Origin of the sequence: Solibacillus sp. FSL K6-1781, assembly GCF_038630735.1 — a bacterium.
Taxonomy (GTDB): Bacteria; Bacillota; Bacilli; order Bacillales_A; family Planococcaceae; genus Solibacillus; species Solibacillus silvestris.
On sequence record NZ_CP152038.1, the window covers coordinates 3,004,400 to 3,020,889 of the forward strand.

Genomic DNA, 16,490 nt, shown 5'->3' on the forward strand with positions numbered 1-16,490 from the left:
ATTTACTCAAATAGTTTCTTCACTTCGTGTATAATAAGTAAGAGAAAAATCCGTTGAACGAAAAAATTATTGCAAAAGAAAGTGAGAAATTATCTATGTATGATGTAATTGTAATAGGAGGCGGTCCATCAGGATTGATGGCAGCAATTGCCGCAGCCGAGCAAAACAAAAAAGTGCTCCTGCTTGAAAAAGGCTCAAAACTAGGAAAGAAACTGGCCATTTCTGGCGGTGGACGCTGTAATGTAACAAATCGACTATCAGCGGAAGAAATCATTAAACATATTCCCGGCAATGGGCGCTTTTTATATAGTCCCTTTACCGTTTATAATAATGAAGATATTATTGCATTTTTTGAAGGACTTGGCGTGGCATTAAAAGAAGAGGATCACGGGCGTATGTTCCCAGTATCCGACCGCGCACAAGATGTTGTTGATGCACTTGTCAATGAAATGAAGCGATTAAAAGTAGAAGTCCGTTTGCACACGGCAGTTAATAAATTGTTAATGGACGATCAAAAAATATATGGTGTACGTTTGGAAAGCGGCGAAGAAATCCGTACAAATGCTGTTGTTGTCGCAGTCGGTGGTAAAGCTGTTCCTCAAACCGGCTCTACTGGTGATGGTTATCCATGGGCAGAACGGGCAGGCCACACGGTTACTACACTTTACCCGACAGAAGTTCCCGTTACATCAAAGGAACCCTTTATCCAATCACGTGAGCTACAAGGGTTGGCATTACGTGATGCCGCTGTTTCCGTTTTAAACAAAAAAGGAAAAGTTCTTGTAACACATCAGATGGATATGCTGTTTACACACTTTGGCTTAAGCGGTCCTGCCATTTTACGCTGCAGTCAGTTTATTGTAAAAGAGCAGTTGAAAACAGGGAGCGCGCCAGTACAAGTTCGTATTCAATCATTACCGCAGTACAACGAAGAAACATGCTTCCAAATGTTAAATAAAACAATCAAGGAAGAACCGAAAAAAGCGGTAAAAAACTTATGGAAATCACTCGTTCCAGAACGCTGGCTATTATTTTTAATGGAGCGTGCAGGTATTGACGCACAGTTAACAGGCATAGAATTATCTCAAGAGAAGATTCGCAATTTTGCACGCCAACTTGTCGCGTTTACGATGGACGTTCACGGTACCCAACCAATTGAAAAGGCATTTGTTACAGGAGGCGGGGTTTCGGTAAAAGAAATTGAACCAAAAACAATGGCCTCCAAGAAAAAACAGGGACTTTATTTCTGTGGTGAGATTTTAGATATTCACGGTTATACGGGGGGTTACAATATTACTTCTGCTCTCGTTACAGGACGAATTGCCGGTATGAGTGCGGGGCAACAGTAACGTTTCTGTTTTTAATCGTAAAAATACTAGAACTGCTCATCATTCCCTAGTATCATAAGAGGTATGTACACTCAGGAGGATACGGCACGATGAATAATAATTCTCAAAAAAACCAAACTATGCTTTATTTAGCATCTGATGAGCTCATGCAAACTCATTTAACCTGCACAAAAATAAGCAATCGTAATAAAGATGAATTTACCTTTTCCATTCGTGTTTTTTGCTATGTTGAAAAAAATAACTCCTATGCGAAAAGTGTTCCATTATATTTGATACTTGGCTTAAATAAACAAGGTGTTGGCATGTCTTTGGCTGTCGATTTGGTTAATATACCAAATGTTTGCCCGATGCAATTAAAAAAGATTATTGAGCATTTGCAAAAAAGTCCGGCACTATTGCTAATTGTATGTCAGCAGCTTGATAAAATTGCTTCTTCCTCATCAATTGAAGAGGCGGTGCAAGCAAAACTGGCAAAGCATTTCTTCATTGAAAATGCGCCGAAAGGGATTACAAGCTTTACGACTAACCGTCAGGCAAACGAACTGTACTGGCTCATGCAAAAAAACCAAATGATTTCTGATATGGATTCATTTAAATTAGATGGTGAAGGCGGGCATATTGCATTTACCGTCCAAATTGGCTTTAAACATGATTTTATTATGCAATGCTATGAAGTAGATTGCATGATGCATATGTTCAATGAAGACGAAAAGCTCGGCTATTATTTTGAGCTTTATCTGGATCAGGAAAATTACCATCATCAGCTACTATATGAAACGTTGCCGGATCAGTTCATGGACAACAAAACATTTTTAAATCAGGTTTTGGAAGAAATGAAAAAACGCAACGAAGAACAATATGACGATTACTTGCAAGATTTAATCGAAAAATTTACAGCGAGCATATAGAAAAGAGTCAATCCTCACAATAACAGGATTGACTCTTTTGTTTATACATATAAGTAAATTGCGAAGAACATCGCGACACTGCCGCCCATAACAAATAAGTGCCAAATTGCATGGTTGTATGGAATGCGGTCATTTTTGTAAAAGTAAGTGCCGACCGTATAGGACAGTCCACCCATTAATAATGTGGCAAAACCGGCGATGCCAATATGTGCGAATAACGGCTTGGCTACAAAAATAATGAGCCAGCCCATCCCGATGTAAACAAACAGCGATAGTAATTTAAAACGGTAAACAAAGAATTGTTTCAGTACAATACCGATTGTTGCTAAAATCCATTGAACCGCAAAAATTGTCCATCCCAATTTGCCGCCAATTGCGACTAATACGATTGGTGTATACGTACCTGCAATTAATAAAAAAATGGAGCTGTGATCGAGCTTTTTCAGAAATGTTTTATGTTTTGGCCATGAGTGATACATCGTTGAAGCGAAATACAGGCAGAACATTGAAATACCAAAAATAATATAGCTTACGAGCTCTAATGTTGTGCCTTGATGCTGGGCTTTGTTCACTAACAGCAAAGTTGCGGGAATCGTCAGCAATGCGGCAATCCCGTGTGTCAGCCCGTTCCAAAATTCTTCTTTTGTACTATATCCACTTTGTTCCATCATGATTTGTGTCATAAAGCCACCTCTTTCATTATTCAATTATAAAAAATTGTGTCTGTTTGTTATAGAAGAACTTGTCATGCTTTCCATATGATATTTATCATGGATTTGCTGGAAATCTAGGGAGGGCCTGTCCATTAAAGCTATACCCCCTTCTTTCACATAAAAAAACCCACTGGGAAAATTTTTTTCCAGTGAGTTATTGATAGTCTTATGCCTGGATATGGCGAGCGATTTTTTCTGTTAAGCGAGTCGTAACTTTCGGTAATAATACTTTAATAGCCGGATTCAATACTGCTCCAGAAAGACCTCCAGCAGTTACTTCTACCATACCTGTCATATATGTACCGCCATCTTTCGTCTCAGCTGTAAATTCGCCGCCGCCTTTAATATTATCCGATAGCCCAGTTATTTCAAATCTGATGTTAGAAGGCTCATTCATTTCGATAATTTTAATTTCGATTTCAACTTTTTTCTTTAAACCTTTAAAGTTTCCTTCGAATGTCCAATGTGATGTTTGGGCATCCAGTTCTTTATGTTCTTTGTACGCCGGAACTAATACAGCCCATTTTTCGATTTTACTTACGAAAGCCCATACTTGTTCCTGGCTAACTGGGATTTGTACTGAATGTGATGCTTGTGCCATGTTGTTACACTTCTTTCTTCAATTCATTAAATGTGACCATTTACTATTCTAGTATTACATAGAAATCGGTTACGCAACATAGTTATTTTTGCTTTTCATATGAAATCTAAATAAAAATACACGGTGGTTTTCCATATGAAAACACCGTGCATTAATTTTATTTGATTAATTATTTAACAACGATATTAACTAATTTACCTGGGATGACAATTACTTTCACAACTGTTTTCCCTTCGATAAATTCTTGTACTTTGCTGTCTGCTAAAGCAACTTTTTCTAAATCTTCCTTAGTAATATCTTTTGCAACCGTTACTTTTGCACGTACTTTACCTAAAACTTGTACAACAACTTCGATTTCATCGTCTACTAGTTTTGACTCATCGAATGTTGGCCATGTTGCATACGTAATTGTATCTTCATGTCCTAAAATTGACCAAAGCTCTTCAGCAATATGCGGTGCGATTGGCGATAAAAGTTTCACGAAGCCTTTTGCATATTCTGTTGGAATTACTTCCGCTTTGTAGCAATCATTAATGAATACCATCATTTGTGAAATTGCTGTGTTGAAGCGAATGCCTTCGTAGTCTTCCGTCACTTTTTTCACAGTTTGGTGATACACTTTTTCCAATATTGTGTCAGCAGAATCTTGAACTTTTGCAGCAAGCTTTCCTTCATCTGTGACGAATAGACGCCAAATACGATCTAGGAAACGACGTGCCCCGTCAAGACCGTTCGTGCTCCATGCTACAGAAGCTTCCAGTGGACCCATGAACATTTCGTATAAACGTAATGTATCAGCACCATGTGAAACGATAATGTCATCAGGGTTTACAACATTGCCTTTAGATTTAGACATTTTTTCATTGCCTTCACCTAGAATCATCCCTTGGTTAAATAACTTTTGGAACGGTTCCTTCGTATGAACAAGTCCTAAATCATAAAGCACTTTATGCCAGAAGCGTGCGTATAGTAAGTGAAGTACCGCGTGCTCTGCGCCACCGATATAAATATCGACTGGTAGCCAATGTTTTAATAGTTCCGGATCTGCAAGCGCCTGATCATTTTTCGGATCGATATAGCGCAGGAAGTACCATGATGAACCGGCCCATTGTGGCATTGTATTCGTTTCACGGCGTCCTTTTTTGCCTGTTACTGGATCAACTACATTCACCCATTCTTCAATATTTGCAAGTGGTGATTCACCAGTACCTGAAGGACGGATATTTGTTGTTTTCGGTAATTCCAATGGCAGTTCCTCTACAGGAATCGTAGTCATTGTGCCATCTTCCCAGTGAATTACTGGAATTGGTTCTCCCCAGTAGCGTTGACGGCTGAATAACCAGTCGCGTAAACGGTAAGTAATTTTCTTTTCCCCTACACCATTTTCCACTAACCATTCAATTGCCTTCGCAATACCGTCTGCTTTATTTAATCCGTTTAAGAAGTCCGAGTTAATATGCGCACCGTCACCAGTGAATGCTTCATTCTCAATGTCTCCGCCTTCAAGAACTGGAATGATTTCTAAATTGAACTCTTTTGCAAATTCATAGTCACGCTCATCATGTGCAGGAACAGCCATAATTGCACCAGTTCCGTATGTTGCCAATACATAATCCGCAATCCAGATCGGCACTTGTTTGCCGTTGATCGGGTTCACTGCATAAGCACCTGTGAATACACCTGTTTTTTCTTTTGCTAAGTCTGTACGTTCTAAATCAGATTTTAATGATACTTTTTCCAAGTATGCCTCTACTGCTTCTTTTTGCTCTGCAGTAGTAATGTCAGCTACTAATTTATGCTCTGGTGCTAATACACAGTATGTCGCGCCAAATAATGTATCCGGACGTGTTGTAAATACTTCGAAGTTTTTGTCTGTGCCAGCAACAGTGAATTTCACTTGTGCGCCTTCAGAACGGCCGATCCAGTTACGTTGCATTTCCTTAATTGATTCAGGCCAGTCAACATCAACTAAATCATCGACTAAACGGTCTGCATATTTTGTAATACGCAGTACCCATTGTCGCATCGGACGACGTACTACCGGGTGACCGCCACGCTCAGAAACTCCGTCGATTACTTCCTCGTTAGCAAGAACCGTACCTAATGCTTCACACCAGTTAACTGCCACTTCATCTACATACGCTAAATCCATTTCCACTAACTTAGTGAAAATCCATTGCGTCCATTTATAATAAGACGGGTCAGTTGTGTTAATTTCACGATCCCAGTCATAAGAGAAGCCTAGCTCGTTAATTTGACGTTTGAATGTCGCGATGTTTTTAGCTGTAAATTCAGCTGGGTCATTCCCTGTATCAAGTGCATATTGCTCTGCAGGTAAACCGAATGCATCCCAGCCCATTGGATGAAGGACATTGTAGCCTTGCATACGTTTAAAACGAGACAAAATATCTGTCGCTGTATAACCTTCAGGGTGTCCTACGTGCAGACCCGCACCTGATGGGTAAGGGAACATATCCAATGCATAAAACTTTGGCTTATCCATTTCATTTTCAGTTTTGAATGTTTTATTGACATCCCAAAACGTTTGCCACTTTTTCTCAATTTGCTGATGATTAAAACTCACAATAATTCCTCCTTTAAATATATTCTTGCTGTGGTTTATGTATTTTAGGCGTATCATCAATGATTTAACAGAATATTTAAAAAATAAAAAAATCCCGTCCCATCTTATGATAAGAAGGGACGAGAGATATTTTTTACTCCCGCGGTACCACCCAAATTAGTGACGCAGCACTCAGCTTCATTTCTTAACGCGAATACACGGCCATTAGCTACTATTACTTCACTAAAGCAAACTCCGAGGCGAGTTCAACTTGACACTTACCGGCTTCCACCTGCCGCCAGCTCTCTATAAAGTGTGTCCATTTACTATTCCTCATCACAGTCAATATTATTATTTCATTCATTTTAACGAATTCAACACAAAAGCACAAGTAACTGTTTTATGTTTGTTCTTTTCCTAGCGTACGATCAAAGACCAGACATGGAATAATGGCAACGATAATTAGTACCGATAATATAAGCATTAATATTTGCATGCCATATAAATCTACCATTAACCCGCCAAACACAGGCCCAATCATCCGCCCAATTGTCGATGCACTATTGACGAGCCCTTGATAAAAACCTTCTTGTCCATGAGGTGCCAGTTTATTGGCAATCATCGGAATGACCGGTGTGAAGAACACTTCCCCAAATGTCAAAATGACCATCGCTGCAGCAAACATCTTAAAGTCCTGGGCAAAATAAACGACGATATAAGATAGCGACATCAATATCAGCCCAAGCACCAGCTGATGCTTTATTTTGTTTTCCCAACGTGTAACAAGCGGACGGATAATCGGCTGAACAGCAACGATCATAAAGCCGTTGATTGTCCAGAGTAAACTGTATTCGGACAGGCTCATTCCTAATCCTTGTGTATAAGAAGAAATGGTCGCGCTCCATTGGGAGTAGCTTAACCAGCAGACGATTAAAGATATACTTAATATACTAAGCGCCACAATCGGCCCTCTGTTTCTTCTTTTTGTCTCATTACCTGAGAAAGGTTTTGTTGTCAGTCCCTTCATATCAAAACGCTTATATGTTGTGATGACAAGTACAAAAAATACAGCATAGAAAAATAGATTCGCACTAAATACATAGTCAAACTTAATATCGGCAACAATGCCAGCCAATGCCGGGCCGATCGCGACCCCTACGTTGTTTGCCAAAAAGATCGAGTTAAAAGCACGTCGACCTCCTTCTGGCCAGGCACTCCCTGCAATCGCATAAATCGCCGGGTACACAATCCCTCCACTAAAGCCCATCATCGTTAAAAATATGATGTATTGTGGCCAATCATGCCAAATCGTTAATAGTGTGATTGACAATAAATTGAATACAACCCCAATTAAAATTGCTTTATAGCCACCTAATTTATCAAATAAGTAACCGCCTACTAGATTGCCGAAAACACCTGCCAATGAATTTAACATAAGGACAATTCCAGCGGTAGTTAAGGATTTCCCTAAATGATCATGAATATAAATACTATTTAAAGGCCATAAAAACGAATTTCCGACCGTATTTACGAATGTACCAATAATTAATAGCCATACTTGTTTCGGCACTCACTTTCCTCCTTCAATATTTGCTCAATTTACTAGTTTATTCTTTAACAGGAATTTGTACAAGAAAAAGATTTCTATTAGGACACGATGTTCTGTCCATGTTAGAATAATACGTTAGAGGAGTGAACAAGGAATGACAGAAACAAATTTTCCTTTCCCGTCAGATGGGAAACGTTATTATACATGGAATCGCTATTTACGAAATGAATTCGGCAAGAAAGTATACAAAGTCGCTTTGGATGCAGGGTTTGATTGTCCAAACCGTGATGGGACAGTCGCTTTTGGCGGTTGTACATTTTGTTCAGCAGCTGGTTCTGGTGACTTTGCGGGCAGTAAAGTTGATCCGATTCCCGTACAGTTCGAAAAGATCAAAGCAAAAATGGAGAACAAATGGAAAGACGGCTTAACAATGGCCTACTTCCAAGCGTATACAAATACACACGCTCCACTTGAAGTATTAAAGGAAAAGTTCGAAGCAGCGCTAGCCTGTGAAGGAGTAATGGGCCTTTCAATCGCAACGCGTCCAGATTGCCTGCCGGACGAAGTTGTAGAATATTTGGCAGAGTTAAATGAACGCACGTATTTATGGGTAGAGCTGGGACTTCAAACGGTTCATGAAAAAACGGCCAATTTAATTAACCGTGCACATGATTATGCGACATATGTGGAAGGGGTTAATAAATTGCGCAAGCATGGCATTCGTGTCGTGACACATATTATTAACGGATTGCCTTTAGAGAATTACGATATGATGATGGAAACGGCCCGTGAAGTGGCAAAGCTCGATGTCCAAGGTATCAAAATCCATCTGCTGCACCTTTTAAAAGGAACACCGCTCGTGAAGCAATATGAAAAAGGTATGCTGGAGTTTATGGAAAAAGATGCTTATATTCAGCTTGTAGCAGATCAGCTTGAAATTATTCCACCTGAAATGATCGTCCACCGAATTACAGGTGATGGTCCAATCGATTTAATGATCGGCCCAATGTGGTCTGTCAACAAATGGGAAGTTTTGAATGGAATTGATGCAGAGTTGGAACGTAGAGGTTCTTATCAAGGGAAGTTTTATAAGGCGGAAGTGTCCAAATGAAATTAGAACGTGTTCTTCAATATGCCCAAACATTATTGGAAATGTCGGTTTCCGAGGGTGATATTGCGGTCGATGCAACAGCTGGAAATGGACATGATACTCTTTTTTTAGCAAATCTCGTTGGGGATGACGGCTATGTATATGCTTTTGATGTGCAAAAAGAAGCGGTTGATGCGACATTACACCGTCTGCTCGACAATGCACTCGAGCATCGGGCTATTGTTTTAAAAGACGGACATGAAAATGTAGCAAACTATATTCATAAACCCGTATCAGCAGCAATTTTCAATCTTGGCTATTTGCCCGGCAGCAATCATGAAATTGTGACAAAGCCGAATACTACGATCCAAGCGATCGAAAGTTTGTTAAAGCTGTTAAAAGTCGGAGGAATGATCGTTTTAGTCGTCTATCACGGTCACGAAGGCGGAAAAAACGAGCGCGATGAAGTGATCCGCTATGTAAGTGATTTACCGCAAAAACATGTACATGTTCTGCGCTATGAATTTATGAATCAGAAAAATGATCCTCCGTTTATCATTGCATTAGAAAAAGTAAAAGAATTTCCGATAGAGGGCTAAGTTTTCTTAGCTCTTTTTCATATCCTTAATGAGGTGAAATGATGCGTTTATGGCATACCGAGTTAATTCCCTTTATTCCGAAAAGTCAGCTGCTTGCCCAGTGGCGCGAGTTGAACAGCATTTTCGTGAAGGAAGACAAACATGTATTAATCAATTATATTTATGAATACCCAAAAGTGGATTTATATATTTATACGCAAATTGTTCTGAAGGAAATGCGCGCCAGAAACATTACAATTCGTACGATTGATAAGATGGATCGTTATTTTGCCGATTTTCGTTTGTCTGAAAATGAATACTATCCGCCATACAGCCGCCACCATAATGATGAGTATTTAACGATTTGCTACTATAATTTATATGAAAAATATATTCGCGGACAAAAAGATTTTACTACGGAACAATTTGAGGCACTACATCAGTATTATTCCATAAAAAAAGGAGCAGCTTTTTAACTAGCTGCTCCTTTTAATCTATTAATCTTTCTTATATGTCTCCCAGAAATCAGCATTTTTAATTCCGAGTTTTTTCGGATCAAATACTGGGTCTTTTCCTTCTTTTTTCTGTTGCTCATAATCCTTCAACGCAATGAGGGCAGGCTTCATAATGAATAATAGCATAATTACGTTAATCCAAACCGTTAATCCTAAACCAACGTCACCGAATGCCCAAGCTAAATCGGATGTTTTAACTGTTCCGTAAAATGCCGAAGCCAATAATATGAATTTCATTAACAATATCCCGATTCGTCTTGCCTTACCATTAAACATATACGAAACATTCGTTTCAGCAATATAGTAATATGCCATTAAAGTTGTAAAGGCAAAGAAGAACAATGCAATCGCTACAAACCCCGAACCAAAGTTATTTAAAGATGGGAACGCATCGTTTACCGCTGCTTGCGTAAAGCCTGAATACGTTATTGTCTCATCCATTTTTGCTTCGATCAGCGCTCCATCTTGGCTACCCTCATGGACATTGTATGTACCCATGAATAAAATCATCAATGCTGTTGCAGAACATACTAATAATGTATCAATATAAATTGATGCTGCCTGCACTAAACCTTGTTTTGCCGGATGTGATACTTCTGCAGCTGCCGCTGGATGTGCACCAGTACCCTGCCCTGCTTCGTTTGAATAGATAGCACGTTTTACACCCCAGAAAATAGCGCTACCAATCATCCCGCCAAATACCGCATCTGCCGCAAACGCACTGCGGAAAATTAATCCTAACACTTCAGGCACTGCTGTAATATTCATAATAATAATAATGCCGGCAACTAATAAATACGCTAATGCCATGAACGGAACTAAAATTTGTGCTGTGTTCGCAATACGTTTAACACCACCAAAAATAATGACCGCTAATAAAAGAATCGTAACTAAACCCGTAATCCATGGTTCGATACCGAATGCATTATCAACCGCACCTGCAATGGCATTCGCCTGAACACCAGGCATTAAAAAAGCAACAGATGCAATCATCGCAATTGCAAAAATAATACCTAATGCACGAATTCCTGTTGTTTTTTCAATGTAGAACGCCGGACCCCCGCGATATTGCCCATCTTTTTTCTCTTTGTAAATCTGAGCCAGCGTCGATTCCATGTACGCTGTTGATGCGCCGATAAATGCTGTAACCCACATCCAGAACACTGCTCCAGGACCACCAAAAGCAATTGCTGAAGCCGTCCCGACAATATTACCTGTACCGACACGACCCGACAGAGCAATCGACATGGCCTGGAATGAAGATACGCCAGCATCAGACTTTTCGCCTTTGAACATGAGTATGAACATGTCTTTAATTAACCGGACTTGCGCGAACTTTGTAAGGATAGAGAAAAACAGACCAACGATTAAAATACCATAAATCATGACAGGACCCCATAATATATTGTTGGCCCATCCTACAAAATCATTCAAAAAATCCATACTATACCCCCCTTGTTGAAATAATGTATTAATTTGAAATTTAGTATATTACAAATATTCAAAAATTTCGATATATTTTTTTACTGAGAATAAAATAAACCTAACAAAGTATGATTTTGTTAGGTTTATTTCTACTCTATTATATATCCTAAATCTCTTAAAACATTATTAATATAGTCTATTGTATATTGAAAGACATCTTCCCGTTCCACTTCAAAATAAAGGCTGTGGAGACAACCTTTCCATTGCTTATAGTGAAACTCGGAAAGCGTATGCTCTGTTATCCATTTCTTTGATGTACTAATGTCTGTAACTTTATCATTTTCACCCGTCATTAATAATACGGGGATATCCGGAAATTTCAATTCAGGGTTACGGATTGTCCGCGCCATTTGCTGCCAGTCGCGATACCATTTTACCGTCACCATACTCGTCAACGGTAATTGTTCTTTTAGCTCCATTAACACATCTGTGTTCCGTGTAAGATGGTGAGGCTCCAACTCATGTTTCAGCTTAACATTCGATGTAATGGCGCTGAAGCTTGATAAAGCATTCGACAATTTTCCCGGTGCCAGCTTTAAATTAAACCAGGGGGATGCTAAAACAACACCCGCACATTCTATTTTATTGTTCTGGAGTACATACGTAGCTATTGCAGCCCCTAGGCCATTTCCTACGATAAAAAGCGGTACGTTATATTCCAGTGCCACTTTCAATAATACTTTTGTATACTTATAATATTCTTTAAAATCCTCATCATGATACGTTGTATACTTTCCTTGCTCTCCATGTCCCGGTAAATCCCCCATTACAACATGAAAGTGTGAACTGCGGAATTTTTCGATTAACCATGCGTACCACCGATGATGTTCATATGCGCTATGAAGAATAACGACTACGGCTTTTGGTTGTTGCTCTGTTTCCCATTTCCACATGGCCAATACTCCTTACATATAAAATATTTTTATGACATAAACACGTGATCCTTAAAATCAGGAATGAATTTGCCGAGTATCAAAAAATTACGATATTGCACCTTCTTTAACATCGGCAACATTATATTACTATTTATTTGTATAATTATAATACATTCCGTTCTAAAAGAAATGTTAATTGAAAAATCTTCACGTTTTGTTACGATATCTATAGATTTATCTACAATTTTATAGAAGAAATGAGGAAATGCACATGATTTACCCTTATAAGGATAAAATACCAACGATTCACCCTTCTGCATTCATTGCAGACTATGCCACAATTACCGGTGATGTAACAATCGGTGCCGAAACTTCAATTTGGTTTAACACGGTAATTCGTGGCGATGTAAACAAAACTATAATTGGTGACCGTGTCAGTATCCAGGATTTGAGCTGCCTTCACCAAAGTCCCGCTGCCCCTCTCATTATTGAAGACGAAGTAACAGTAGGTCATCAAGTTACATTACATAGCTGTACAATTAAAAACCGCGCTTTAGTTGGTATGGGTTCCATCATACTGGACGGGGCCGTTATAGGCGAGGGTGCATTTATTGGTGCCGGCAGTCTTGTACCACCGGGAAAAGTGATTCCTCCCAATTGTTTAGCGATGGGTCGCCCAGCAAAAGTCGTACGTGAAGTGACAGCAGAAGATCGCGCAGATATGGATCGGATAATTTCTGAATATGTGGCAAAAGGGCAATACTATAAATCACTTCAAAAATAATTTAACAGTCATTCCCCTCTTTGAATCTTACAAATCTATACCTCATTAAAAAGAAATCTTATATGAGATCATAAAAAAGGAGCTATCCATTAAACTGGATGCTCCTTTTTATTATATTAAATTCCTGCTTTAGCTTTCAATTCAGCCGCTTTATCCGTACTTTCCCATGGCACATTTAAATCTGTGCGACCGAAATGTCCGTATGCTGCTGTTTGCTTATAAATCGGACGACGTAAATCAAGCATTTTAATAATGCCCGCAGGACGTAAATCAAATAGCTCACGTACCCAGTTCACGATTTTTGATTCTTCTACTTTTCCTGTACCGAATGTATCAACCGCGATTGATACAGGTTGTGCAACACCGATTGCATACGCCAGTTGCACTTCAGCACGGTCAGCTAGGCCAGCTGCTACAATGTTTTTAGCAACATAACGTGCTGCATATGCTGCAGAGCGGTCAACTTTTGTCGCATCCTTACCGGAGAATGCTCCGCCACCATGACGCGCATAGCCGCCGTAAGTATCAACAATAATTTTACGACCTGTAAGACCTGCATCCCCTTTAGGTCCGCCGATTACGAAACGACCTGTTGGGTTGATGAAGTATTTTGTTGCTTCATCCAATAATTGAGCAGGAACAACCGGTTTAATAACGTGCTCTTTAATATCTGTTTGAATTTGTTCTAATGTTGCTTCTTCATCATGCTGTGTTGAAATAACGATTGTATCCACACGAACAGGTTCATTGTTTTCATCATATTCGATTGTTACTTGTGTTTTACCATCCGGACGTAAATATTCCAATTCTCCTGATTTACGTACTTCTGTTAAACGACGTGCTAATTTATGAGCTAAAGAAATTGGCATCGGCATTAATTCCGGTGTTTCGTTACATGCATAGCCGAACATTAATCCTTGGTCGCCTGCACCGATTGCTTCCAGTTCATCATCTGTCATTGAACCTTCACGCGCTTCCAATGCTTGGTCAACACCTTGTGCAATGTCAGGTGATTGCTCTCCTACTGCTACTAGTACTGCAAGGTTTTCCGCATCAAAGCCGTACTTACCGCGTGTGTAGCCGATTTCTGCCACTGTATCGCGGATAATTCCTTTCATATCTACATAAGTAGAAGTTGTAATCTCACCAGATACTAATACTAAGCCTGTTGTTACCGTAGTTTCACAAGCTACACGTGCATTTGGATCTGCAGCTAAAATAGCGTCTAAAATGGCATCCGAAATTTGGTCACAAATTTTATCCGGATGTCCTTCCGTTACACTTTCTGATGTAAACAGTCGACGATTTGTCATGTCATTTCCTCCTAAATCACTTTGGCAATTGTTTTTTATTGATACGGTACTCATTACCCATGTCCGTTATATAAAGCAATTACGCAAATGCGTATCTACCTTTTAACGTCAAGCTATATTTGCTTTAACACGAGGGTCTGAAAGGCTGTAACTATATAATTTTCGCTCAGCACGAAATTGTAAAACAAAATAAAAAAAATCCTTTCTCTCATAGCCGTGTTCATCACACGTGAGGAAAGGATATTACGTTTCGTTACCTTTCACTCTTATCGTTCAAGGGAATTTTTGCCCTTGCATCAGGTTGGCACCAACACGTATAAAATATACGCAGGTTGCCGGGTTTCATAGGGCCTGCCCCTCCACCAGCTCGGGATAAGAGTATCCGTTCAATTAAACATCTTACGCAAAAAAACAAGTGCTGTCAACAAATTTTGACGTATTTCGCAATGTTTAAAATTCCGGAAAAAATAATTTGCAATTAGTATAGATTATTTCACTTAATGTGTTATACTATTTTTGAATTAGGAATCAACTCCCCTCTATAAGGGAATACTATAAAAAAGGATGGTATTTAATAGATGAATTCGGTAGAAATTGCTAACGAGCTGAAAGAACTTTTAAACGGGGAAAACATCAAAACTCAATTATCTGTTCCACAATTAGTTGAAAAAGCTACATCACGCGGAGAAGCCGTGCTGACTGTTGAAGGCGCATTACGTGCCCAAACAGGAAAATACACTGGCCGTTCTCCAAAAGATAAATATATAGTAAAAGAAGAAATTTGCAACAATAAAATCGATTGGGGCAAAGTTAACCGTCCGATTTCTGCAGAGGTATTTGATAAACTTTATGTGAAAGTTGTTAATTACTTAAAAGAACGTGACGAGTTATATGTATTCAACGGTTTTGCAGGTGCAGACAAAGAGTCTCAATTATCCATTAAAGTAATTAATGAATATGCTTGGCATAATCTATTCTGTCATCAATTGTTCATCCGCCCAACAGCAGACGAATTGGCTAAACATGTTGCCGAGTTTACAATCGTATCTGCGCCAAACTTCAAAGCAGATCCTGAAGTAGACGGTACAGGATCGGAAACATTCATTATAACATCTATTGAAAAGAAAATCATCTTAATCGGCGGAACTGAGTACGCAGGTGAAATGAAGAAGTCAATCTTCGGTATTATGAACTACTTATTGCCTGAACAAGGTATCTTCCCAATGCATTGCTCTGCAAATGTTGGTGAAGGTGGCGATGTTGCATTATTCTTCGGTCTATCTGGTACGGGAAAAACAACTTTATCTGCTGATAAAGATCGTAAATTAATCGGTGACGATGAGCACGGCTGGTCTGATAACGGCGTATTCAACATTGAAGGTGGATGCTATGCAAAAACAATCAACCTATCTGCTGAAAATGAGCCGGAAATTTATAATGCAATTCGCTTTGGTTCAGTACTGGAAAACGTTGCGGTAGATCCTGAAACACGCGAATGCGACTATGCTGACGGTTCATTAACAGAAAATACACGTGTCGCTTACCCAATCGACTATATCGACAATATTGTGTTACCATCAGTAGCAGGTCATCCAAATACAATCGTCTTCTTAACAGCCGATGCATTTGGTGTATTACCTCCTATTTCTAAATTGACAAAAGAGCAGGCAATGTATCACTTCCTAAGTGGTTTCACATCAAAACTTGCCGGCACAGAACGTGGTGTAACAGAGCCAGAACCAGTATTCTCTACATGCTTCGGTTCTCCATTCCTACCGCTTGCTGCAACAGTTTATGCAGAGCAATTAGGTAAGAAAATTGATGAGCATGGTTCACAAGTTTTCCTAGTAAACACTGGTTGGACTGGTGGCGAATATGGTGTAGGCAGCCGTATGAAGCTTTCTTATACACGTGCAATGGTTCGTGCTGCAATCGATGGTAAATTAAATAACGTTGAGACAACTCAAGATGCAGTATTTGGATTAAACATTCCAGTAGCCGTTGAAGGTGTACCATCTAGCGTATTAAATCCTCGTGATGCATGGGCAGATAAAGCTGCATATGACAAAAAATCTGCTGAACTTGCTGATCTGTTCAAAAATAACTTCACGAAATTCGAGAATGTTGATGAAGCAATCGTTCAAAAAGGCGGCCCATTAGTATAATT

At 39.4% G+C, this 16,490-nt stretch carries 14 protein-coding genes, 1 riboswitch and 1 other annotated feature; of the genes, 7 read left to right on the forward strand and 7 right to left on the reverse strand.

Translation table 11 applies throughout. From position 1 onward, the window contains the following. The first annotated feature begins 95 nt into the window (after positions 1-95). Positions 96-1,349 (forward strand): NAD(P)/FAD-dependent oxidoreductase, encoded by a 1,254-nt coding sequence (locus MHH37_RS14975; protein ID WP_342576276.1) that lies wholly within the window; start codon positions 96-98, stop codon positions 1,347-1,349. 89 nt (positions 1,350-1,438) lie between these two features. Further along, positions 1,439-2,257 (forward strand): hypothetical protein, encoded by an 819-nt coding sequence (locus MHH37_RS14980; protein ID WP_014823075.1) that lies wholly within the window; start codon positions 1,439-1,441, stop codon positions 2,255-2,257. Positions 2,258-2,298: 41 nt separating this feature from the next. Here the strand turns inward: MHH37_RS14980 and MHH37_RS14985 are convergent, their stop codons facing one another. The 4 genes from MHH37_RS14985 to MHH37_RS15000 all read right to left on the reverse strand — a co-directional run bounded on the left by MHH37_RS14985 (position 2,299) and on the right by MHH37_RS15000 (position 7,704). Continuing rightward, positions 2,299-2,940 carry a hemolysin III family protein gene (locus MHH37_RS14985; protein ID WP_014823074.1) on the reverse strand — a complete coding sequence of 214 codons (642 nt, stop codon included), beginning with the start codon at positions 2,938-2,940 and terminating at the stop codon, positions 2,299-2,301. A 196-nt stretch (positions 2,941-3,136) separates the two neighbouring features. Further along, positions 3,137-3,571 (reverse strand): SRPBCC family protein, encoded by a 435-nt coding sequence (locus MHH37_RS14990; RefSeq protein WP_342573651.1) that lies wholly within the window; start codon positions 3,569-3,571, stop codon positions 3,137-3,139. A gap of 169 nt (positions 3,572-3,740) precedes the next feature. Then, positions 3,741-6,155, reverse strand: a complete 2,415-nt coding sequence (gene leuS / locus MHH37_RS14995) for a leucine--tRNA ligase (RefSeq protein WP_342573652.1) — start codon at positions 6,153-6,155, stop codon at positions 3,741-3,743. A 112-nt stretch (positions 6,156-6,267) separates the two neighbouring features. Beyond that, positions 6,268-6,483: a binding site (T-box leader), on the reverse strand. Positions 6,484-6,534: 51 nt separating this feature from the next. Next, entirely contained in the window at positions 6,535-7,704 is a 1,170-nt protein-coding gene (locus MHH37_RS15000; RefSeq protein ID WP_008408179.1) for an MFS transporter, read from the reverse strand. A gap of 133 nt (positions 7,705-7,837) precedes the next feature. Between MHH37_RS15000 and MHH37_RS15005 the strand changes: the two genes are divergently transcribed. The 3 genes from MHH37_RS15005 to MHH37_RS15015 are packed head-to-tail and all read left to right on the forward strand — an operon-like array spanning position 7,838 to position 9,827. After that, entirely contained in the window at positions 7,838-8,794 is a 957-nt protein-coding gene (locus MHH37_RS15005) for a TIGR01212 family radical SAM protein (RefSeq protein WP_342573653.1), read from the forward strand. Further along, positions 8,791-9,372, forward strand: coding sequence for a class I SAM-dependent methyltransferase (locus tag MHH37_RS15010; RefSeq protein WP_087618457.1), 582 nt, complete (start codon positions 8,791-8,793; stop codon positions 9,370-9,372). Before MHH37_RS15005 ends, MHH37_RS15010 begins: the two co-directional genes overlap by 4 nt. Positions 9,373-9,413: 41 nt before the next feature. Next, entirely contained in the window at positions 9,414-9,827 is a 414-nt protein-coding gene (locus MHH37_RS15015) for a pyrimidine dimer DNA glycosylase/endonuclease V (RefSeq protein WP_342573654.1), read from the forward strand. 21 nt (positions 9,828-9,848) lie between these two features. Here MHH37_RS15015 and MHH37_RS15020 read toward each other — a convergent pair whose 3' ends face one another. Both MHH37_RS15020 and MHH37_RS15025 read right to left on the reverse strand, forming a co-directional pair. Then, positions 9,849-11,309: an alanine/glycine:cation symporter family protein gene (locus tag MHH37_RS15020; protein WP_342573655.1), complete on the reverse strand. Its 1,461-nt coding sequence runs from the start codon at positions 11,307-11,309 to the stop codon at positions 9,849-9,851. 131 nt (positions 11,310-11,440) lie between these two features. After that, positions 11,441-12,244 (reverse strand): alpha/beta hydrolase, encoded by an 804-nt coding sequence (locus MHH37_RS15025; protein WP_342573656.1) that lies wholly within the window; start codon positions 12,242-12,244, stop codon positions 11,441-11,443. Between the two features lie 253 nt (positions 12,245-12,497). Between MHH37_RS15025 and MHH37_RS15030 the strand changes: the two genes are divergently transcribed. Next, on the forward strand, positions 12,498-13,010 hold the full coding sequence (locus MHH37_RS15030; protein WP_342573657.1) for a gamma carbonic anhydrase family protein: 513 nt from the start codon (positions 12,498-12,500) through the stop codon (positions 13,008-13,010). 116 nt (positions 13,011-13,126) lie between these two features. Here the strand turns inward: MHH37_RS15030 and metK are convergent, their stop codons facing one another. Continuing rightward, a complete protein-coding gene (gene metK, locus MHH37_RS15035; RefSeq protein WP_008408155.1) occupies positions 13,127-14,323 on the reverse strand; it encodes a methionine adenosyltransferase in 1,197 nt (398 codons plus the stop codon). Positions 14,324-14,586: 263 nt separating this feature from the next. Beyond that, a riboswitch (SAM riboswitch) is annotated at positions 14,587-14,702 on the reverse strand. A gap of 199 nt (positions 14,703-14,901) precedes the next feature. On the opposite strand from metK, the gene pckA reads away from it, so the two are divergent. After that, on the forward strand, positions 14,902-16,488 hold the full coding sequence (gene pckA, locus MHH37_RS15040) for a phosphoenolpyruvate carboxykinase (ATP) (RefSeq protein WP_342573658.1): 1,587 nt from the start codon (positions 14,902-14,904) through the stop codon (positions 16,486-16,488). Positions 16,489-16,490 lie beyond the last annotated feature (2 nt).

Bases quoted from the DNA above. Each gene is read 5' to 3' on its own strand.
- MHH37_RS14975 (WP_342576276.1), top strand. From the start codon at position 96: ATGTATGATGTAATTGTAATAGGAGGCGGTCCATCAGGATTGATGGCA.
- MHH37_RS14980 (WP_014823075.1), top strand. From the start codon at position 1,439: ATGAATAATAATTCTCAAAAAAACCAAACTATGCTTTATTTAGCATCT.
- MHH37_RS14985 (WP_014823074.1), bottom strand. From the start codon at position 2,940: ATGACACAAATCATGATGGAACAAAGTGGATATAGTACAAAAGAAGAA.
- MHH37_RS14990 (WP_342573651.1), bottom strand. From the start codon at position 3,571: ATGGCACAAGCATCACATTCAGTACAAATCCCAGTTAGCCAGGAACAA.
- MHH37_RS15005 (WP_342573653.1), top strand. From the start codon at position 7,838: ATGACAGAAACAAATTTTCCTTTCCCGTCAGATGGGAAACGTTATTAT.
- MHH37_RS15010 (WP_087618457.1), top strand. From the start codon at position 8,791: ATGAAATTAGAACGTGTTCTTCAATATGCCCAAACATTATTGGAAATG.
- MHH37_RS15015 (WP_342573654.1), top strand. From the start codon at position 9,414: ATGCGTTTATGGCATACCGAGTTAATTCCCTTTATTCCGAAAAGTCAG.
- MHH37_RS15020 (WP_342573655.1), bottom strand. From the start codon at position 11,309: ATGGATTTTTTGAATGATTTTGTAGGATGGGCCAACAATATATTATGG.
- MHH37_RS15025 (WP_342573656.1), bottom strand. From the start codon at position 12,244: ATGTGGAAATGGGAAACAGAGCAACAACCAAAAGCCGTAGTCGTTATT.
- MHH37_RS15030 (WP_342573657.1), top strand. From the start codon at position 12,498: ATGATTTACCCTTATAAGGATAAAATACCAACGATTCACCCTTCTGCA.
- metK (WP_008408155.1), bottom strand. From the start codon at position 14,323: ATGACAAATCGTCGACTGTTTACATCAGAAAGTGTAACGGAAGGACAT.
- pckA (WP_342573658.1), top strand. From the start codon at position 14,902: ATGAATTCGGTAGAAATTGCTAACGAGCTGAAAGAACTTTTAAACGGG.